Origin of the sequence: Synechococcus sp. MIT S1220, from assembly GCF_047303025.1 — a bacterium.
Classification (GTDB): domain Bacteria; phylum Cyanobacteriota; class Cyanobacteriia; order PCC-6307; family Cyanobiaceae; genus Parasynechococcus.
In genome coordinates this window covers 2,595,844-2,616,183 of the sequence record NZ_CP138939.1, presented here as the reverse complement: position 1 = coordinate 2,616,183, position 20,340 = coordinate 2,595,844, and the positions used below count along the sequence as shown (strand labels likewise).

20 protein-coding genes and 2 pseudogenes are annotated in these 20,340 nt (G+C 44.4%); 6 read left to right on the top strand and 16 right to left on the bottom strand.

Annotated features, from left to right (window positions below; genetic code table 11):
* Positions 1–296 precede the first annotated feature (296 nt).
* The 4 genes from SIB64_RS13120 to SIB64_RS13105 form a co-directional block, all read right to left on the bottom strand.
* Positions 297–473, bottom strand: coding sequence for a hypothetical protein (locus tag SIB64_RS13120; RefSeq protein ID WP_413440638.1), 177 nt, complete (start codon positions 471–473; stop codon positions 297–299).
* 20 nt (positions 474–493) lie between these two features.
* The gene (locus SIB64_RS13115; RefSeq protein WP_413440637.1) at positions 494–706 is read right to left on the bottom strand and encodes a hypothetical protein; all 213 of its coding nucleotides are present in this window, start codon (positions 704–706) and stop codon (positions 494–496) included.
* 36 nt (positions 707–742) lie between these two features.
* Positions 743–1,384, bottom strand: a complete 642-nt coding sequence (locus tag SIB64_RS13110) for a hypothetical protein (protein WP_413440636.1) — start codon at positions 1,382–1,384, stop codon at positions 743–745.
* A 453-nt stretch (positions 1,385–1,837) separates the two neighbouring features.
* Positions 1,838–2,134, bottom strand: coding sequence for a Nif11-like leader peptide family natural product precursor (locus tag SIB64_RS13105; RefSeq protein ID WP_413440634.1), 297 nt, complete (start codon positions 2,132–2,134; stop codon positions 1,838–1,840).
* 379 nt (positions 2,135–2,513) lie between these two features.
* Between SIB64_RS13105 and SIB64_RS13100 the strand changes: the two are divergent.
* Positions 2,514–3,089: pseudogene (locus SIB64_RS13100) on the top strand (transposase).
* Between the two features lie 263 nt (positions 3,090–3,352).
* Here SIB64_RS13100 and SIB64_RS13095 read toward each other — a convergent pair.
* The gene (locus SIB64_RS13095) at positions 3,353–4,051 is read right to left on the bottom strand and encodes a hypothetical protein (RefSeq protein ID WP_413440633.1); all 699 of its coding nucleotides are present in this window, start codon (positions 4,049–4,051) and stop codon (positions 3,353–3,355) included.
* Positions 4,052–4,478: 427 nt separating this feature from the next.
* On the opposite strand from SIB64_RS13095, the gene SIB64_RS13090 reads away from it, so the two are divergent.
* Positions 4,479–5,762: a cupin-like domain-containing protein gene (locus SIB64_RS13090; protein WP_413443024.1), complete on the top strand. Its 1,284-nt coding sequence runs from the start codon at positions 4,479–4,481 to the stop codon at positions 5,760–5,762.
* Between the two features lie 191 nt (positions 5,763–5,953).
* On the opposite strand, the gene SIB64_RS13085 is transcribed toward SIB64_RS13090, so the two are convergent.
* The 3 genes from SIB64_RS13085 to SIB64_RS13075 form a co-directional block, all read right to left on the bottom strand.
* The gene (locus SIB64_RS13085; RefSeq protein WP_413440632.1) at positions 5,954–6,211 is read right to left on the bottom strand and encodes a hypothetical protein; all 258 of its coding nucleotides are present in this window, start codon (positions 6,209–6,211) and stop codon (positions 5,954–5,956) included.
* Positions 6,212–6,289: 78 nt separating this feature from the next.
* Positions 6,290–6,640 carry a hypothetical protein gene (locus SIB64_RS13080; RefSeq protein WP_413440631.1) on the bottom strand — a complete coding sequence of 117 codons (351 nt, stop codon included), beginning with the start codon at positions 6,638–6,640 and terminating at the stop codon, positions 6,290–6,292.
* A 549-nt stretch (positions 6,641–7,189) separates the two neighbouring features.
* Positions 7,190–7,642, bottom strand: coding sequence for a hypothetical protein (locus SIB64_RS13075; RefSeq protein WP_413440630.1), 453 nt, complete (start codon positions 7,640–7,642; stop codon positions 7,190–7,192).
* A gap of 136 nt (positions 7,643–7,778) precedes the next feature.
* Between SIB64_RS13075 and SIB64_RS13070 the strand changes: the two genes are divergently transcribed.
* On the top strand, positions 7,779–7,997 hold the full coding sequence (locus SIB64_RS13070) for a hypothetical protein (RefSeq protein WP_413440629.1): 219 nt from the start codon (positions 7,779–7,781) through the stop codon (positions 7,995–7,997).
* A gap of 527 nt (positions 7,998–8,524) precedes the next feature.
* Positions 8,525–8,779, top strand: a complete 255-nt coding sequence (locus SIB64_RS13065; RefSeq protein ID WP_413440628.1) for a hypothetical protein — start codon at positions 8,525–8,527, stop codon at positions 8,777–8,779.
* 198 nt (positions 8,780–8,977) lie between these two features.
* Here the strand turns inward: SIB64_RS13065 and SIB64_RS13060 are convergent, their stop codons facing one another.
* The 3 genes from SIB64_RS13060 to SIB64_RS13050 all read right to left on the bottom strand — a co-directional run bounded on the left by SIB64_RS13060 (position 8,978) and on the right by SIB64_RS13050 (position 12,070).
* A complete protein-coding gene (locus SIB64_RS13060) occupies positions 8,978–9,559 on the bottom strand; it encodes a hypothetical protein (protein ID WP_413440627.1) in 582 nt (193 codons plus the stop codon).
* A 288-nt stretch (positions 9,560–9,847) separates the two neighbouring features.
* Positions 9,848–10,645, bottom strand: coding sequence for a DUF192 domain-containing protein (locus SIB64_RS13055; RefSeq protein ID WP_413440626.1), 798 nt, complete (start codon positions 10,643–10,645; stop codon positions 9,848–9,850).
* A gap of 408 nt (positions 10,646–11,053) precedes the next feature.
* A complete protein-coding gene (locus SIB64_RS13050) occupies positions 11,054–12,070 on the bottom strand; it encodes a hypothetical protein (protein ID WP_413440625.1) in 1,017 nt (338 codons plus the stop codon).
* Between the two features lie 1,219 nt (positions 12,071–13,289).
* Here SIB64_RS13050 and SIB64_RS13045 point away from each other — a divergent pair.
* On the top strand, positions 13,290–15,572 hold the full coding sequence (locus SIB64_RS13045) for a S8 family peptidase (RefSeq protein ID WP_413440624.1): 2,283 nt from the start codon (positions 13,290–13,292) through the stop codon (positions 15,570–15,572).
* A 41-nt stretch (positions 15,573–15,613) separates the two neighbouring features.
* Here the strand turns inward: SIB64_RS13045 and SIB64_RS13040 are convergent, their stop codons facing one another.
* The 5 genes and pseudogenes from SIB64_RS13040 to SIB64_RS13020 all read right to left on the bottom strand — a co-directional run.
* A complete protein-coding gene (locus SIB64_RS13040; RefSeq protein ID WP_413440623.1) occupies positions 15,614–15,796 on the bottom strand; it encodes a hypothetical protein in 183 nt (60 codons plus the stop codon).
* Between the two features lie 12 nt (positions 15,797–15,808).
* On the bottom strand, positions 15,809–16,096 hold the full coding sequence (locus tag SIB64_RS13035; protein WP_413440622.1) for a hypothetical protein: 288 nt from the start codon (positions 16,094–16,096) through the stop codon (positions 15,809–15,811).
* Positions 16,097–16,401: 305 nt separating this feature from the next.
* Entirely contained in the window at positions 16,402–17,079 is a 678-nt protein-coding gene (locus SIB64_RS13030) for a hypothetical protein (protein ID WP_413440621.1), read from the bottom strand.
* Positions 17,080–17,969: 890 nt separating this feature from the next.
* Positions 17,970–18,641: a hypothetical protein gene (locus SIB64_RS13025; RefSeq protein WP_413440620.1), complete on the bottom strand. Its 672-nt coding sequence runs from the start codon at positions 18,639–18,641 to the stop codon at positions 17,970–17,972.
* Between the two features lie 378 nt (positions 18,642–19,019).
* Positions 19,020–19,160: pseudogene (locus tag SIB64_RS13020) on the bottom strand (Nif11-like leader peptide family natural product precursor); the annotation flags it as partial.
* 265 nt (positions 19,161–19,425) lie between these two features.
* Here SIB64_RS13020 and SIB64_RS13015 point away from each other — a divergent pair.
* Positions 19,426–20,220 (top strand): transposase, encoded by a 795-nt coding sequence (locus tag SIB64_RS13015; protein ID WP_413440619.1) that lies wholly within the window; start codon positions 19,426–19,428, stop codon positions 20,218–20,220.
* The last annotated feature ends 120 nt before the right edge of the window (positions 20,221–20,340 follow it).

The window sequence follows — 20,340 nt, the reverse complement described above, 5'->3', positions numbered from 1 at the left end:
CCCCAAAATTAGGATTTCTCGTTGGAATCAAAAACAGCAAGATTGGCTTGAATCTGTTATCAAAAATTCCCGTAATGGAAAATATCATTATGGAAATTCTCCAAATCATTCCTCAAAATGACTATTTCCATTCACCCCATGAGCCGCCAGCACTTCTCAAAACCAACAAGACGAACATCGATCTATTTCACGCCTGAGGTTTTTGCTTGGGTCACAGAACTGGCGCGTAAAGAACGGCGTTCAGTTGGCTCAATGGTTGAAGCGTTGGTTGATTGGCACCGGCACAACATGCCTGTTCAGCCGGTTGATTCAGACACTATTTCCAACAACTGAACCAGTCCGACCAACTGATGCGACAAAGAAACCCCTAGTGCTTTTGGAGCGCGGGGGTTCTTTTTTTGGATGCCATCGCCCCATGCGACCAAAGAAGCATGGGCAAGAATCTGGTTTTTATCCTTTGTCATGTCCTTCATTGTGCCTGAGGATCGGCAAATTAGAAGGGCGTCAGATATAGATCCTTTTCAGTATCCCCGCCTATGAAAAGCCCGGTCGCCTGCTGGGCTTTTCTTATGGCTTGATCCATTTCATCTAGTGCTGTACCTAGTTCATCCTTATCGAATGAATAACCCTCTTTCTTGCCTGCTTTAACGATGCGGTTGAGTCCTTTTGTGGGGTTAATCAGCGTATCGCCGTAAAGCTCAGACATTTTTTCATCGCCTAACTCTTCGCCAGAGAACTGAACTCAGGCCAGTGGATCGATTAATGCCTCAGCATCAATCGGATTGATGGACCGAAGGCTCGGTCCGTCGGAAAATGCATCACCTGATCCACCCACCTGCTGACCGGCGATTTTCTGATCGTTATTGATATCAAATTGAATCCTCTTTTCAGTTTTATCAATACTTTTAATTTTCCTCGGCTTCCCGAAAGGTTGTGGCCCTTTCCTGCCGTACTTGAAACCCTGTTCGATATATTTACCTTTATCATCAACTTGCACCAAAGAGAAACCGCTTCTAATCGGATAAATTCCAACAACATTTGGAATATCGAGAGGCTTACCATCTTTTCCATAGATCACCTCATCATTAAAAGGCGAATCACCGGGATCGAGATCCGGCTCAGCAAACAGGAGGGTACCGTCCTGCATTTGATATAACCCCTCATCGAACTCACCATTACCAGGAAAAATCACACGAGAAATCACAGAATCACTCTCATGAGCTGTCAGACCATCGAAGTGGTCTGCTGAAAGTTCAGGCTTGCCTTTGAACCGAGCGATCAAGCCACCCACCTTTTTCTTGCCCCAGCCCTTCTCCTCACCGTTGGCATTGAGGTACAACTTGCCTTTCTTGGTGTCGTAGACCACATCCGCATCAGACTTCATCAGTTGCTTCTTGCTGGAAGCAACCGCGAAGGATCCGGCCTCGACGCCATCGACATGGATCAGGGCATCAGCATCGAGGGATTTGAGTTTGCTGGGTTTTTTGGCTGAGAACTCCAGCACCTCCTCAGCATGGTCGTGTCCGTGGTCATGACCGTGATGGTCGTGGTCGTGCTCGTTTGCCATGACGATTAATACGCAATAAGCTTTTTCTAGCTTAGTTACAGTGATCCAGCTGGAAGATAGTGACGCTATCGCTGTTGCTCGTAGATCAGCGCATCAAAAACCCCGCTTAAAGAGCGGGACTGAATGCAAAATAGTGCCGGGTATTGAAGGCTGATTTGTGGGATTAGTCAGGCTATTTAAGCAATAAGAATCCACTGTGGCGGCAGGGGATTCAGGTTTATAATATTATATTCTGCCTTTGTTGTGATATTTCAGTCACGGCATACATGATTACCAACCGCGTTCTAGGATCATCGCCAGGAATTCCAGTATTTGATTTGATTTGTAGCGTTTAGGATCAACGCCAGGAGTTTTCAACAAATTCGTTCCACACTCCAAGTCGGCAGTAGAGATACTAAACCAAAGTTTTGATTGAGCCTTCTCCAAGTCGGCAGTGGAGATACTAAACCCAGCTTCTTTCGCAATTGCAAGAACTGCATCGGTATCTGCTGCGCCATTGAATTTCTCCTGTAATTCAGTGTCATCTTTGACCTTCTCTAGAAAGGCTTGTAGTTGTTCTTCTGACAATGTTGATGGAGGGTGTATGTGCTGTAAGTAGCAATATCAGTCGTCAGGTCATGTTCCTGCCGTAACACCAGTCAGCAAGTTCTGTTGTTGAGCCACTTTCACAGCCACCAAGTCCATCACCAAGCATTCCCCAGCCCTGCCTCACTCTTTCTTCTGCCATCCAGCGGCGGTGGTGGAACCTGAATTAGTGGGTTGCAGGTTGGTGAAACGCTAAGACCGCTAAGGGCAGAGCATCAAGTTGAAAGTGTCAGCCTGAGCAGCCGCAATGTCACGCTCACCACGCCAGCTTCCGCAGGGCTATTCGTTTCACATCACCTTGCGCTGCAATAGCCGTCAGTTCTTGATTGCCAAAGGCTTGCGGCGTGATGTGTTGTGACCTGTGCTCCCTAAGGCGAAGCAGAAGGTTCCACATCGCTTGTATGCGGTGTGCCTGATGGCTAATCACCTGCATTTGCTGCTGCGTCCTGATCATGCAAGCGAGCTGCCGAGATTGATGCATTGGATTGGTTGGACTTCAGCGATAGCACTCAATCATTTATCGGGTCGCTGCGGTCACTTCTGGGAAGCCAGGACTTACGCCACCGCGATTGCAGCTAAAGACCACAGGCGCGTGCTGAATACGTTGCGCTACATCCACGCCAATCCCAAAGCAGCTGGAATCAGAAAAGGGTTTTATGACCCCTATTCAGCGGTTATGCCAGACGTATCGCCATCACGCCAAACAGCACCCAAGTGTCACTGGGGCTCAAAGATGCTCAAACGATTGGTTCAGAGCAGTAGGAGCAACAGAAGCAAGAGCAAGCGTGTATCGCCAGGACAGCAGCAACTCCCTTTTGCCTTTGACATCAGACTCAATCAAATCCCAGAGGAGTGGCATCAAGTTGCGGTGAGATTTCGACGGGCGAATGGAATCCGTGATGGCGATCGAGAGCGAAGGTTTTGGCAGTTGCGTTGAGGGAATATGAGTCGATGTAGGGCTAAAGATACTTAGGCTTGTTTTGCTGTGCCTTGCGTTTTTAGGTGGATGGATTAGGCGACTGAGCGGGTGACAGCTATGACTATTTTGTTGGCAATGGTGCCAGGTATTGAAGGCTGATTTGGGGGATTATTGGCCAGATTAAAGAAATAAAAACCCCCTGCTGCAAGGGCCTTGGGTGGTTAGGTTGTTAGGGGTTAGGTGGGAGCTTTGAACTTCCTGTCTGGACGCTTCGTTCCTGCTTAGCTCTCGGCACCGTCCATCTGCTCCTGCTCACCACCTTGTGAGAACAGCGATTGCATCGCTGCTGCATCTAATTCAATATCATCAAATGCTCCACCGTTATTCATCTCGTCCAACTCTTTTGCGAGTTCATCACGCTCAAAAACATAACCTTCTTTCTTGCCATCCTTGATCACACGCTTGAGTGTTTTGCTGGGCTCCAGTGTGAAACCAACCAACAATTCAGCTTCTTCTGAATCCGTCAGTGTTTCTCGATACCCAGCAATCTGCTCTTTGGTGTCAACACCGTGCTCGTGATCATGGCCGTGCTCATGATCATGGTCGCCCGTAACAGCATCAAATGCCTCCATCCCCTCAAACTGCTCAGCACTCAATTCAGGCTTGCCTTTGAACCGGGCGATCAAGCCACCCACCTTTTTCTTGCCCCAGCCCTTCTCCTCACCGTTGGCATTGAGGTAGAGCTTGCCTTTCTTCTCGTCGTAGACCACATCCGCATCAGACTTCATCAGCTGCTTGAGTTCCTTCTTGCTGGAAGCAACCGCGAAGGATCCGTCCTCGACGCCATCGACAAGGATCAGGGCATCAGCATCGAGGGTTTTGAGTTTGGCCGGTCTCTTGGCTGAGAACTCCAGCACCTCCTCAGCATGGTCGTGTCCGTGGTCATGACCGTGATGGTCGTGGTCGTGCTCGTTTGCCATGACGATCAATGCAAGAGAATTCTTTCTAGCTGCAATCTATTCGCTGGCGGTATAAGGCAATGCCGATATATGATTCGATTCTTGATTGTCTCCAGTGCCAGAAGCTCAGGTTAAGTGACCCTGTAAAAACACCGCTTTACAATGGGGCATAACATCTATAACGGAGGAGTTAGATAATGCTCACTACTAATTGGTCGAGACCATCGTGAACTGGTTCTTTTTAAAGCCAAATCCAACTAATTCATCTTCCCTTGACCAAAGCGAACCGATGTATCCAAAGAACTTGAATTCGATGCCGACATATCGCACAACACACGCTTATATTTAAGGCATTAGCAGCCATGATCCATAAACCAGCCCACCTCAAAACTAGAAAGCTCCGAAAAGACAACACGCACTACCAATAATGTAACCCATTTGCTTGACCATGCTTTTTCGAGTAAACTGCTGGATAAATTCTGAAAAATCAAGAATGAAGAGAATTAAAGCCTGGTTCGCAATAAAAATATTCAAATTTATAAGTTCTTATTACATCACAAAGAAATTTGCCTGTACGTGGCTCAAAAGCTGCTTCGGGCTTAACGTTATACTAAAAAAACATCTCAGCGATTTTCCTGCAAGTCCATCTGAGATCAGCCTTCCAGCAAGCTCGATAAGGACCCTTAATTTTATACTTCTGGTCAGGGGAATTACGCACAACAACAAACTTTTGCGATCCTTAGCGGCAAAGAGCTTGAATCGACTAACTGTCTATACCCTGAAAAATATCTCGAAGAAAAACCCCGAGCCATTGCCGCAATGGGATTATAACTCTAATACAATAAAGGAGTTAAGGGACAATTTTCTTTGCAAAGAGAGGCCTGTAATAATAAAAAACTTTCCTCACGCAGCCTCACAATGGAATCTTGATTACTTTATCAAGTCGCATGGAAATCGTGAAATCATTTTTACAGATTCTACTGGTGAAAATTTTAAGGCACCTTTGAGCCTCTTGGGGAGAATCAGGCGCGAAAGATTAAGCTTTTACGCCCACAATTGCGCCAGAATATTGCACCATGAAGACTTTGAAGCCGGATTAAGCCTAGCTTTAATGAAAGATACTCTTGAATATTGGAGATGCAAGGAAGTTTTTGACCTTAATCTAGGAGCATTTCAGGGCAGTGGCTCACCCTTACATTGCGCACCATCCTGCAATGTTTTTTACCAGATCGAAGGCGAAAAGAGGTGGACCCTAATTCATCCCAATTACACACATCTTGTTTACCCTGCCCTAACAAGCATGAATGAATTCCAAGGCAGTGCCGTGCCATTTCCTCTTGCCGACGAGCACTATGAAAAGTTTCCGCTTGTATTTCATTGCCCGCGCTATTCAGCAACGTTAGGCCCTGGAGACGTGCTTTTGGTACCACAATGGTGGTACCACTCTGTGGAAAATTTGTCGAGCACATCCGTAGGGATCGCTACTCGATGGCAGCATGCTGACAGCAATCTAAATACAAATTATCTATATTCGCTTCTACTGCAGAACATGCGATCTTTTGCAGCACGCTTAAAAATTGCAAATCATTCAAATTCAATAAAAAGTCTTTTTGATAATGCACACAAAAGAAATATGGATAACCGTCTTCACGATTTCATTTCGCATGATCAATACCACAGTAGGATCAAACATGTCGCAAGAGAAGCGTGGTCAATCAAATCAAAATACTAAAAGCTAAAAATGAGGTGATATGTCGAAAAGGCAATAATGTGGATTAGAGACTAAGACTTGAGACAGAGAGCTAAGAAAAGTGTACTTAATTCAAGAAGCACCACCATCAGACTACCGAAGAACTCCACCCATTCCAATCGGAGATGTTAGGTCATGAATCATGCAAGTCCATAATGAAGAAAGCGCCTGCATCATTCATTCATCTCATCAAGTGCAGCGCCCAGTTCAGCTTTATCGAACTTGTAGCTCTCTTTCTTACCAACCCTAGCGACGCTTTTGAGTCCCTTCTTGGGGTCAATCAATGTCTCGCCACATAGCTCTGAGAACTTCGCATCACTCAAGCCCTCGCGCAAGGATACAATCTGATCCTTGATGTCATCTCCTTTGCTGCCATCAGTAGAGGCTGCATTGTTGTGCTCTGAAACCACTTCAAGGTACTCAATACTCAACTCAGGCTTGCCTTTATAACTTGGCGAGCAAGCCGCACATCATCTTGGCAATCCAGCCCTTGGCTGTGCCGTGTCCATTCAGATGCAGCTTGCCTTTGCTTTCGTCGTAGACGATGCCGAATCGGACCTGATCACACGCTTGAGGGTTTTGCTGGGCTCCAATGTGAAGTCAAACAACAGATCAGCTTCCTCTGATTCCGTCAGTGTTTCATGATAAGCAACAATCTGCTCTTTTATATAGTCGCCTTGCTCGTGATCATGGTTGCCCGTAACATCATCAAATGCCTGCATCCCCTCAAACTGCTCAGCACTCAGTTCTGGCTTGCCTTTGAACCGGGCGATCAATTCACCCACTTTCTTCTCGCCCCGGCCTCTTGCATCGCCATGGGTATTGCTATGTCTCTTGCCGTTCATTCTTTCGGCAGCCATGAATCTTGCAGATATTGAGCATGATCCATAGCATCAGCAATACAATTTCTCCATTGATGCCGGTTCTTCGCGATGAGTCTGTTTAATGGAAAATGATTCTGAGATTGTTTTCTCTGTTGATCCACTTGCATTTTCGACGCTGGTATTGTTAATGCATTAATCGCAATCTCTATTGATTCTTTATTTCAATTGATCTAAGGCGATTCCGTTGATTTATCTATCGTAGGTCGTATTTTTTATATTACTGGTATCTTAGCTTTGATTGCTTTCCGAATAACTTTGGCTGCATCTCTTTATTCCATTGTAGCTGGTATAGGCTGATTCCCGTTTCTAACTTGGCTTATTATTTCACTGTTATCCTCTCCTCAAAGTGTTGTAATTTTCTAGCATTTGTTGGCAACCCTGCCATGTAACTCTGATATCAGTGCGAGAATCACTAACCTGATTGGTTTCAAGATGATTCTGTAATATGTGTCTTATTGTATCTCGACAATCATCTTGTCCCTCAATAATGTAAAATTATTAATGCGCTTACTTTCAGTCCTTGGATCAAATTTGATCAAAATACTGAAAGTAATTCACCAATTCGATCCAACTATCGCAAACTGGCTTGAATTTTTGGGTCATCAAACGATTTAGCCGTTGATTTGTTGGATGAGAGATGAAGCAACCAGCCTTCACTGGTGAACCAGTTTGATGAATGTTGGAAGATTCGTCATAGTGTTTAAAATGTGCTGCCCGCATTACATCACAAAGAAGCGCTAATGGTGCGCCCGTTGAGTCCCAACCAGGGTCAACCCATAGTTTTCCGTAGCGCAGCATATCCTTTGATATATCGTGGCATATTAACCACCCAATGATTTGCCCATTTGATTTTAGAACTCTGCTGTATTTTATAGATGGTTTCCAATTGATAGAATCGTCAGCTGGATTCCATGGTACACCGAAATCGTTCTGCTCAGAATAATAAATTCGTTCTTCCCATTGATCAAGTTCGTTCATGCTGTAAGATTCGATCTTGATCAATCAGGTGAGAATGCCAAGAAAGATCTAAAGCGTAAACGACTCATATCAATTCCAAATAGGTTCTATCATTGCCTACGCAGCGATTGCAAATTTTGTCATTCATGCTTTAACGTTGGTGCGGCTTAAAGTTGCTGCCGAGCTCTCGATCACCCTTTATGCGCTGCTCTTTTGTATTCAGCAGTTATTGCAGTTGGCCTACAAGTGGGATAAGTTCTGGTTGAGGATTCAGTCTTCAGTTTTAATTATTGCATATGGCTTTGTTTTCGTGCTTTATGTCTACACAAGAATGGCACCCGGGTTTACACCATTGTCCGGACATGTTGCGGGTTGATCGTGCATGCCGTCCTCTCCGTGTAGCCGTAGTCTGAGCAACGTCGCAACCGATCTTGAGTATGGAAGCCATCGTTTTTTTCGAGATGGTGCTCTGGCATTGATTCCCAAAGTCTCATATGTGCCTGAATTGATTTGGTATTTTGCATCATTTAAAACATCTTGCTGCAACGATCTGCGACTTGATCGAGCAAGCCATTCATTCTTAAGTCGTTGGCAACCATTGGATTAAGTATTCGATCATTGAGAAAGTGTGAACAGGTATGTGTGCCGTTGCTTGAATCTATTAGTTCCGCTATCAGATGGTTAGCAGTCAAGGGCCCTCATGAGCAAAGTCCTTTCAGTCGCCAAGTGGTCATTCGATCTACTTGCCAAACGAATCGCCACCCTTCGGTCTCAAAAGATTTTTGTGCCATCGACGATTTACGGTTCATCTGCCTACGAAGAATCTCAGATGAAAGATGCTGATGCCTTGAAGCGGCAGCAGCGATCTGAGCTTGAATACGACTGCTGACGCCGCGAAGCAAATTGAAGTCTGGTTCGATACGATGCCTGATCCTCACGCTGGCGACTGGATACCTGACCGTTTTTGGGGTGAGGCAGATTCCATATCAATTTGAAAATGAGTGGCTTGTTCTCGTCCCAGCACTTCTGCTCGTCTATGCCATCACGGTCTGGCTAGAAGGCCGGATCTTTAAGGATGGTTCACTCCAACCAACAGAGACCAGCAAACAACCAAAGAAGATTGTTGAAGTCGTGAAAAAGGGCTTTGGTTCGGATTAGTGTATTGGTGCCCATGCTTTTCAGCTTGTTGGGTTTCTTGGCTGAGAATTCCAGCAGCACTTCACCATTTGTTGTGCCCCCCTTAGTCATGATGATCAATTCAAGAAATGGCTTTCTAGATGGTTTTCGGTGTTCAAGCCTGAAAAAGTTGACGCCTCAACTGTTGCCTGTTGATTAACGTCATTCATTGTTCGTCACTCAAGCAGTTGACCATTCTGTGTGCATCAGCTCAAGAGCGTCTAGCTGTTTCTCTGCGCTTGCATTAGTTGTTGCAGTAAGGAATGAGTACAAGTATTCATTCGTATCATCCATAGCTTCAGCCTTACTCCCGACATCACCAAGTGATGGGTACGGCTTCAAAATGCAAACTCTAAGGCGCTGGCCGGCGGTGCAGACATGGCCTTCGGTGCTGAGCAGGGAATCCAGCATCCATTCGCTGCCCCGTTCACTGAAACTGCAAAGCTGGTTTGGGTCGTACAACGCTCTTAAATTGCCTTCAATGACCCGTGCCCTGGTTGAGGCGGCGATCCCTTCATTGCCTCCCAGAGGAATTGCACTGGCAATGCTGATGGCCGGCACTCCAAGGATGCGGACCTTTGCGAGTTCGTAGCGGCCCTCCATCGTCTGATCTCCACTCGGTGGAAGGTCCGTCTGCTGCTGTAAGGGAGGAACCAGGTCCAGCAGTGAAGCCTGACTGACCAGAGGCAGCCACACCACTGCGAGCACACTGGCCATGAGCAGACCGATCAGCCGTCGCCGGCAACGGAACAAGGACTTCATGCTTTCAACACGATGTCCATGATGAGCCGGTTACATGAGATTTGCAGCAACGGCAGACTCAGAGATAACCGATCTGAATCAGATCGACGTCAAAGTCAGCTCCAGCGAGCAGGATCGATCACATCACAATCGCGGGCCTGCAGCAAAAAAGGGCATTCGGGAAACAGCTGTAGGTTTTATAAAGTCAAACAATAACCAACTAAAAGAGAAACTTAGTAACCACCAAAGATCCAAGTTTGATTGCACCAACAATTATTCAGCAGTCCAGCAAAACGTGGGAAGAAATGACTAAAGCGGGGATATCTCAACAAGATCACCTACCGCCAAACCCATTCTCTGGATTGTTCCTTCGCGAAACTCAAGCCAATGGTCAACCTTTTCAGGCGATTCATAAAGGGGACAAAGATCCGGGTCGGATTTTTTGCAAATCGGCGTCTTTTCCGACAATCCAACGATGGCCCCCTGCTTCAAAAAGACAATATCCAAAGGAGCTAAACAATTAAACATATAGACAGAAGCCTGATCAATTTTTTCGAGGGGGAACATCATCCCTCTTTTTTTGGGGAGTGGCTCTCTTTGCATCATGCCAAGTGATCGCTGAAATGGAGTATTAGCCGACTCAAGCTTGATCTTTTTCCCGTTTGCAAAAACAACTTTAAAAGTAGGCTTTAATCTCTGTTGCGAATGTATAGAAACCTCGCTTGGGCTGACTGTTTCAATTATTGTGTAGATATCCCGCTGAATTGTCGTCAACAAAGTTCCTCCACTGTAAGGAAATCTGATGATGTCATCATGTGTTGTATGAACAATTTGATCCCCCTCATTCGAATTGAAATCAGTGACAACATCATCACCCTCACTAATCACAAAATAATCAGCTCCCCGACCTCCCGTCAACGTATCACTCCCGCCTCTTCCATCTAGAATGTCACTTCCAGGGCCTCCCAGCAGTATGTTTTTATTTTTACCACCGATCAAATAATCAGGAGAATTGCTTCCTCTGAGTTTCGTTTTTTGCCCTGACTTAACCCGTATACGCTTGGACGACCAAAAAGCTTGTGCCATGACAATATCAATACTGTCCAATTTTAGCTCATTAAGATGTTCAGAGGCGGACCGCAAGCATTCGACATGTTTCTATAGCTATAAGTAAATGTCTTTTACTTGACACAAATCCCTGCAACAATGAATCGGTAATTATTTGCTGAAACAACCTAAGATATTTTTTGGGCCAACAGTTCGACGAGTCAAGCTGATATAGGCTGATACCCGTTTCTTACTCAGCATATTATTACTCTACTATTCACTTCCCCAAGACTTGGAAGTGTCTAGCGTTTGTTGGCAACCTTGCCATAAAACTCTTACATCAGTGCAAGAATCACTGGCTCGTTTGGTTTCAAGATGATTCTGTAATCGGTGTCTTGTTGTATCTCGACAATCACCTTATCAGTCAATGTTGTCCAATTAGTAATGCGTTTACTTTCAGCTCTTTGATCAAACTTGATCAAAATACTGGAAGTAATTTTTCAATTCTATCCAACTATCGCAAACTGGCTTGAATTTTTGGGTCATCAAACGATGTAGACGTTGATTTGTGGGATGAGAGATGAAGCAACCTGCTTTCACTGGTGAACCAGTTTGATGGATGTTGGATGATTCATCAAAGTGTTTAAAATGTGCTGACCGTATTACATCACAAAGAAGCGCTAAAGGTGCACCCGTTGATTCCCAGCCAGGGTCAACCCATAATTTTCCGTAGCGCAGCAAATCCTTTGATATGAAATGGCATATTAACCATCCAATGATTTGCCCATTGGATTTTAGAACTCTGCTGTATTTTACAGACGGTTTCCAAATGATAGAATCGTCTTCTGGATTCCATGGGACACCGAAATCGTTCTGCTCAGAATACTTAACTCGTTCTTTCCATTGATCAAGTTCAATCATGCTGTAAGATTCGATCGACCATTTTGCTGGCTGATGCATTCGTTTTGTGGATCTTTCCAGTCTTTTTAACAGAGGTCCTACTTTCTTGAGGTTGGAAAGCGTAACAACAATTTCCCCGGGGTACTTCATCCAATGACCTGTATTTCCGGTTAGCGAATGAATGAATTGACTATACGAGCCAGAAATTGGACACCCAATATGAAAACCATCCCATGACATGGTTTTGCTGAAATTGGTTATATGTTCCAAAAAAAGGAAACCAATTTCAGACTTATCGCATTCACCTCCAATAGAGATACACAAAATACTAAGAAGAGTTCTTTTTTGCCCTTCAGGGTTGAAGGATGTGATTAATTTTGCAAGTAGTACGCCGCAATCACTTGAAGCCCTTTGGTTACCGTTTTTTTGAAGATTGAGAGACCAGCCGATCACATCCCCTTCACTGTATGTCGGCCCTGGCGCAAGTTCGTCCAGATAATTACGAAGTAGCGGTGAAAGCAGACCTTTCCACTGGCGGGCTGTCTTGAAATGAATCATCTCAATATTGGCGGAATGCTTAACCATTTTTGGTTAATCTGTTGTTAGTGAATGTTATCAAGCCCTACCCTCTACATTAGGTTGAGCGAGACTGCCCGACACGACGAAAGGTCTGCAGTTGAAATAATTCATATGGTTCTGGGGAATAGTTGACCGGTGGATTCGAGACCCTCTTCTTGATTATTGCGATTCATAGCATAAGCTAACAAATAATTGATATGATTCGATTGAGAAACATAATTAGAGTCATTGTTATTGCAAATCATTAGGTTCGTTGAACAGTCAACAATCTTCTATCCAAACATACAGCCACTATCTAAATTTTCAATGCATTCTCGTCTATAGCCTGATGAATTGATCATTTGCGGCAAACCGGAAATCAAGGCCTCCGCCTGAAACCAAAGTCTTACAGCTCAAGATAGCAATAGCTTATTCCACGTAATCTCTGCTGCCTTCGCTGATGATTTATTCGTTTTAAATTTGTATTTTAATATTGGTTTTAACCTTTATTGGCTGTAACTAAAAGCAACTATCATGTAGGTAGATTTTCACCATTAAGCCAATCATTTAATCTCTTGAGTAGTGGACAAGTTGGTCCAACTCCTCACCGATGTTGGAATCAGTGATGCGGTTATCTCCAAAGCTAATAGTGAAATCATTGTCACCCCTATCAGTTATCAACACGTCGCACCTCTCCTCCCCTCTGTAGTGACGTCATTTGAGCCTCTGAAATATGACGTTACCGTGTTAAATGATCAGCTCTTCGTGCGCTTTGAAAACTTGCCATGCTTTGCCCTTAATGGCAGGCTCGAGTTCTCATTCACAGATATGGAGTGGCGAACGCCCTAGAATAACTCTATCCCAAAATTCTGTAGTGGATAATTTTCTTGAAGCAAATAATAAGGATAAAGTTGGTAGCGAAGTGGGCAATAATGCGCGCGGCTCTATTGCTTAGGTTTTTTTGGCTGCATCTAGAACAGTTGAAGGATTACATCTTGCATATGAGAGTATATGATCTCGGAAGCGAATAAGAGGTCAACATGTATCCGATGCTGAGTTTGCAAGCAGTCGATGACAGGCTACACTGAGTTAAGAAACATTCATTAAGAGATTGGCAAAGAACTTTTCTACTTCTTTCACGAAAAATCTTAAGCTAATACCGTCAGGAAAGTATATCCAATTCAAAGACACGCTGTCTCCCCATAAGGTCCATGAATATATCTTTCGTATAAAAGATAGCAGTCGGGTGCCTATTGCCTTTGATGTATGGAACATGCAGGACAATATCGACATAAATCTATGGAAATTTAACAACAAAAAAAATAATTGGAGTTATATCTCCGAGTCTGCGAATAGTGGAAATACAGATGAATATATCTTTGCCTTATTATCTTCAGGCGAGTACTTGTTGGAGCTTAAGCATATGAATTCATTCTCCAGTGAAGAGCTGCCTTCAAAATATAAAGTGAGTTTTGATGCAAAATATTTGGCTCAAACAATGAAACTTCCAAATGATCCATTATTTGATTCTCAATGGCACCTACTGAACACAGGTCAAAGCTTAGGTTTATTAGATCTTGATATTCGTGCACCTGAGGCTTGGAAAAGACAATCAGCTAGCCCGAATATCACAGTAGCAGTGATTGATGGTGGTATAGATGTGGAGCACCCGGATTTGGTTAATAATATCTGGTCAAACCAAAAAGAAATTCCCAAAAATGGGATTGATGACGATAAGAATGGATTTATCGATGATATAAATGGTTGGAATTTTGTGGAGAATATTCCTTCAGTCATTCCAAGCGAACATGGCACGCATGTGGCAGGTATTATTGGCGCAGAAGGAAACAACGATATTGGCGTTTCTGGCCTTACTTGGGACGTTAATATGATGTCACTTGATATTTTTGGGGATAACACGAAATATGACAGTGAAGATCTTTTTGAAGCAATTCATTATGCAGTAGACAATGGTGCAGATGTTATCAATATGTCAATTGGATATACGGTTCCATTTGCTACTCTTGAGAGATTCAAGGAACTGTCTCCTGATTTGTATCGAGGATATATTGATGCATTGAATTATGCAGTTGATCGTGGGGTTACTCTGATAACCTCAGCTGGGAATGATAATTCTGATGATCTCAATAGTTTAAGCTTGCCAGCGGCTTTTGCAGCCGAGGTACCTGGTTTTATATCAGTTGCGGCGATAACTGATGAAGGAAGCATTGCAGACTATTCTAATTTTGGCAGTCTAGTTTCAGTTGCTGCCCCTGGAGGATCCTCCATTAGCAATAAGACAACAATATTCAGTACCTTGCCACGCGATAAAGGTTTGTATGGCGGAATGCCTGGAACAAGTATGGCAGCTCCAATTGTGTCTGGAGCAGTAGCATTAATGTTAGAGAAGAACAAAAATCTACTCCCCGAAGATATCCTATGGATTTTAGATGAAACTTCTACCAAGGATCAATCGCTCAAGAGATTTGTTAAATCATCTGGGTATTTAGCAATTGACCTGGCAGTTAAAATCGCAGGCAAATATAATTCCAAAATGAAAGATAGTTCTACTATTAATGATCAGCAATTCAGATATAAATTTCTCTATGGCACCGCCACCGAAGATCTGTTTGAAGTGAATAAAAATAATTTTTCCGAATCAGGTGATTTTCCATCTTTAATCCAATTCAACGCAAGTCAAGGCGATAAAATATTAATTCATCGAAAAGTTTTGCCAGGCTTCACTTCGGATACCTTCTCGTTTTCTCAGGCTAATAATAAGAAAAATCTTAAAAAACAGTCTGAGACAAACTCTGACCTTGTTTATGATCGGAGTTCGGGCAATCTTTACTTTAATCAAAACAAAGAAAGCAAAGGTTGGAGTGATAGCGGTAAAGAAAGTAGCTTATTGGTGAATATTATAGATAAACCAAATCTGAGTGAAAGTATGATTTCGTTGGTAGCTAGCAGAAAGAGCAGCTCTATCAGCTCGAGCCCTAACCGATCAATACCATTGGATCAACATGTTGGCGATACAAACTCTGCAAAGTATTTATTCAAAAAATCAGGCAGAGATTTTAAGATAAACATTTTTATTGATCACAAAGGATTGCATGAAAATCATGCGTCTATGGATCGGGACCTGTTTCAATATATTGAAAATACATTTAAGTTGTTGGATCAAAATACAATTTTGAACTTTGATAGTGTATCTCATGCCAAGGCAGATTTTGTGATTGGAGCTAGTAAAAAATCTCAATATGTTGGCATCAATGAGATGTCTTGGGGGCTTTCGGCGGGTTTTGATTTTAGCTCTAAGCCAACAGATAATGTACTTAATCATTACAATGCGGCCTTTGAAATTGCTATGGCACTTGGAGTAGCATATTTGCCAGAGAAGTCAAAAGGCATTTATTCATTTGAGGATTCGATTGCAGCTTGGCCACTATCAAATGAGATTGCAGACAACGTTGGCATAACAAGCAGTGATTATGATGCTATAAATCATGCCTGGAGTGTCTTCCTTTGAATAAGATACGTAGCGCAGAATTAGAAACCCGCCTTCCCCTTTTACTCCTGTTCACTACCTTGGGGGAGCATCGCATCCATCGCTACAGCATCTAATTTAATATCAGCAAAAGTACCACAGTTGTTCATCTCTTCAAGCTCATCTGCTCGTTCGTCGTGATCGAAAACAGAGTCGTCCTTTTTGCTCTCATAGATCACATGCTTCGGGGTTCTCTTTAGCTTCAACGTGTAGCCAACCTAATAATTAGCTTGCTCTGAATTCGTCAATGTTTCTCGATAAGTAGCAATCTGCTTTTTAGTGTCATCATCCTTCCTACCAGAACTTTTGCTACCACCTGCACTGGTGTCGGACCCGGTGTGAGCTGAAAGACTTTCGAAGTGATCTGCAGTCAGTTTTGGCTTTTCTCTGAACTTGGCGATCATCCCAGAAACCTTCCATTTGCACCGGCCTTGAGCTGTGCCGTTGTCATTCAAGAGGAGCTTGCCTTTGCTTTCGTCGTAAACGATGTCCACATCAAACGTCATCAGTGCCTGAGTTCCTTATGGTTGGAGGCAACCGCGAAGGATCCTCCCTCAGCGCCTTAATCGCTGTAGCTGGGATCAGGATCAATCTCTGTGGTCTTGGAGATCTTCTTGGCATTGAACTCAGCCATTGTATTAACCCAAGTCGATGAATATTTAGATCTTCTAGCCTCTATGTATTCGCTGGGGGCAAAGAAGGTACCAGTGCCCCTGTCCACTGCTAATCACTCCTCCAGGGCCACAAGCTCAGGTCATCTATCCTTAAAACGCCATGTCTTCGGGGTAAACGACTGATTGGAAAGTCAACATCAGCCATAGATGTTGGGATTCGATTCATAGACATCCCAGCCTTGAGCAATCAGATTGAGATCTTGCTTCGTCAAGAAGGGTCCATCTTTTTCAATGAGTTCGTCGCCACCCATAATCGTATTTGGATGATCGTCGAAGAAGTCGGTCAAGGGGTGTTCAAGTCCGAATATGTGTCCAATTTCGTGAGAGATCGTGGACTTGGTATCGAACTTGGCGAGCTTCTTATCATTTTTGATAATGGTGTCTTCCCAACAGATCGATGGAAGGCCCAGATCGAAGTTGTCAACAGGATCCCAGGCCCCAACACTGTCTTCACCAAGATCATCGACCATATTATTGAACTTGGCCATACCGATATCAGCCTTGGCTGCGTTCTTGACAACTTTGATGTCGAATTCAATTAAATCTTTGACAGATTTAATTTGCTTATTAATGTGCTTAAGTTCATTCCTGCTGATTTTCTCGGTACCTATTGTAGCTTTTTTATCGATAAAAATTTTTAAGATATTGTCATCAAGATAGTAATAGTCAAGGTCGTCCGCCAAGGATAGATCGAAGGTCGCTTTGGAGTCGGTTGATTTGACTAACAAGCCTTGGCTGTCTTGTTCTTTAAGGTAGTCGAGATCTGCATCGCCTTTGGGGTGAGTGTGAACTGAATGACCATAAAGTTGAGGCATCGCTTAATCTCTTTGTGCTGTGTCCTAAATCTACAGCTGTTTGAAATTTGAAATCTTTGCTAAATCGATGGAATTGAATTGAAAAAAGCTTTGGAAACCAAAGAAAGCCCATTTGTTATATCTGCGTGCTAGATGAATTGTAAAATAGCTCCACCAACTCCACTAAATCTAGCGAGTGACGCTTATAAGAAGTGGTTTTTTGTAGGCAACTATTCTTTGATTTGTTGTCTTTAATGCTCTAGATTTTCTTCCGTTCCTTCCACTGTCAGGAGCTTGGGGGGGGGTGGGGCTTGTGCAGTCATCTATACCTGAAAACTAAAATACATTGGAGATTTTTAAAGAGGCTTATAGAGGCGTCTGTGCATATGTCCTAGTAAAACCAAAAGGATGTTTGAGCCCTCACTACATATCAGCAGTATACTGCTTGTCCCCATCCCGCTTTCTACTTCTGATCGTACCTTTTAAGGCTTAGTATTCCCATCTCAGAATGGTTGAATAGGTCTCTTACCATCTGTTTTGGGACAAGGGCTGTCGGTAACCGTTGGTCGAGGGTATGGTCTTTCTTTGTGGTTGTTAGATCAGATTCCAGCTATGGTTGTAAGTAGGCATGGCTTTTTGTCTCGACTTCTTTACGTATTGGGTAGCTCTGAGAAATATGGGAACTCTTGAACATACTTAACGATGCAACCAGCTTCAAAGTTACATCGGCTTAGAGCACGAACCTATCAGCCGCGGCTTCAGGTGCAGTCGAGTTAGTTGATTCAGCATCTCCAATGCACCGTTCCTCGAAGCGATCGCCGTTAATCAGTTTATCAACATACCGCCATTGCTGACGGGGGTGATCAAGCGGTTGTTCCTGCTCCACATCCTGTCCAAAGAGGTACTCAAATTCAAGAGACAGCAAAACCTCTGCCCTCCTGCTCACCACCCTGGGAGAACAGTACTTCCATCGCTGCTGCATCTAATTCAATATCATCAAATGCCCCACCGTTATTCATCTCGTCCAACTCTTTTGCGAGTTCATCACGCTCAAAAACATAACCTTCTTTCTTGCCATCCTTGATCACACGCTTGAGTGTTTTGCTGGGCTCCAGTGTGAAACCAACCAACAATTCAGCTTCTTCTGAATCCGTCAGTGTTTCTCGATACCCAGCAATCTGCTCTTTGGTGTCAACACCGTGCTCGTGATCATGGCCGTGCTCATGATCATGGTCGCCCGTAACAGCATCAAATGCCTCCATCCCCTCAAACTGCTCAGCACTCAATTCAGGCTTGCCTTTGAACCGGGCGATCAAGCCACCCACCTTTTTCTTGCCCCAGCCCTTCTCCTCACCGTTGGCATTGAGGTAGAGCTTGCCTTTCTTCTCGTCGTAGACCACATCCGCATCAGACTTCATCAGCTGCTTGAGTTCCTTCTTGCTGGAAGCAACCGCGAAGGATCCGTCCTCGACGCCATCGACAAGGATCAGGGCATCAGCATCGAGGGTTTTGAGTTTGGCCGGTCTCTTGGCTGAGAACTCAACAACCACTTCGCCATGGTCGTGGTCGTGCTCGTTTGCCATGACGATTAATACGCAATAAGCTTTTTCTAGCTTAGTTACAGTGATCCAGCCTGAGGATAGTGACGCTTTTGCTGTTGATAGTTGATCAGCGCATCAAAAACCCCGCCTAAAGAGCGAGGCTGAATGCAAAATAGTGCCGGGTATTGAAGGCTGATTTCTGGGATTAGTCAGGTTATTTAAGCAATAAGAATCCACTGTGGCGGCAGGCGATTCAGGTTTCTAATATTATATTCTGCCTTTGTTGTGATATTTCAGTCACGGCATAGATGATTACCAACCGCGTTCTAGGATCATCGCCAGGAATTCCAGTATTTGATTTGATTTGTAGCATTTAGGATCAACGCCAGGAGTTTTCAACAAATTCGTTCCACACTCCTAGTCGGCAGTAGAGATACTAAACCCAGCCTCTTTCACAATTGCAAGAACTGCATCGGTATCTGCTGCGCCATTGAATTTCTCCTGTAATTCAGTGTCGTCTTTGACCTTCTCTAGAAAGGCTTGTAGTTGTTCTTCTGACAATGTTGATGGAGGGTGTATGTGCTGTAAGTAGCAATATCATTTGTCAGGTGATGTTCCTGCCGTAACACCAGTCAGCAAGTTCTGTTGTTGAGCCACTTTCACAGCCACCAAGTCCATCACCAAGCATTCCCCAGCCCTGCCTCACTCTTTCTTCTACCATCCAGCGGCGGTGGTGGGACCTGAATTAGTGGGTTGCAGGTTGGTGAAACGCTAAGACCGCTAAGGGCAGAGCATCAAGTTGAAAGTGTCAGCCTGAGCAGCCGCAATGTCACGCTCACCACGCCAGCTTCCGCAGGGCTATTCGTTTCACATCACCTTGAGGTGCAACAGCCGTCAGTTTTTGATTGCCAAGGGATTGAGGCGGGATGTGCTGCTAGCAGTGCTCGCCAAGGCACAAGCCAGGGTGCCCCATAGGTTGTATGCCGTGTGCTTGATGGCAAATCACCTGCATTTGCTTCTACGTCCTGATGATGCAAGTGAATTGCCAAAGCTGATGCATTGGTTTGGCTGGTATTCAGCGATGGCACTCAATCGTTTATCGGGTCGTTGCGGGCACTTCTGGGAGGCTCGGACTTACGCCACTGCGATTGCGGCTAAAGACCACAAACGAGTGCTGAATACGTTGCGGTATATCCACGCCAATCCAAAGGCAGCAGGAATCAGAAAAGGGTTTTATGACCCCTATTCCAATTATGGGCATTACGGAAGGTTGGCGTGTGATGGCATCAGCGAGTGGCACCCAAGTTTCCTGCAACTGGCATCAAGCCTGAAGGGATGCTCCAGGCGATATGAGCGGTTCTGCCAGACGTATCGCCATCACTCCAAGGGAGGGGCTAAGTGCCATTGGGGCTCACGGATGCTGAAGCGATTGGTTCAGAGCAGCGGCAGCAACAGAAGCAAGAGCAAGCGTGTCTCGCCAGGGCAACAGCAACTCCCTTTTGCCTTTGATTGTCGCCTCAATCAAATCCCAGAGGAGTGGCATCAAGTTGCGGTGAGATTTCGACGGGCGAATGGAATCCGTGATGGCGATCGAGAGCGAAGGTTTTGGCAGTTGCGTTGAGGGAATATGAGTCGATGTAGGGCTAAAGATACTTAGGCTTGTTTTGCTGTGCCTTGCGTTGTTCGGTGGATGGATTAGGCGACTGAGCGGGTGACAGCTATGACTATTTTGTTGGCAGTG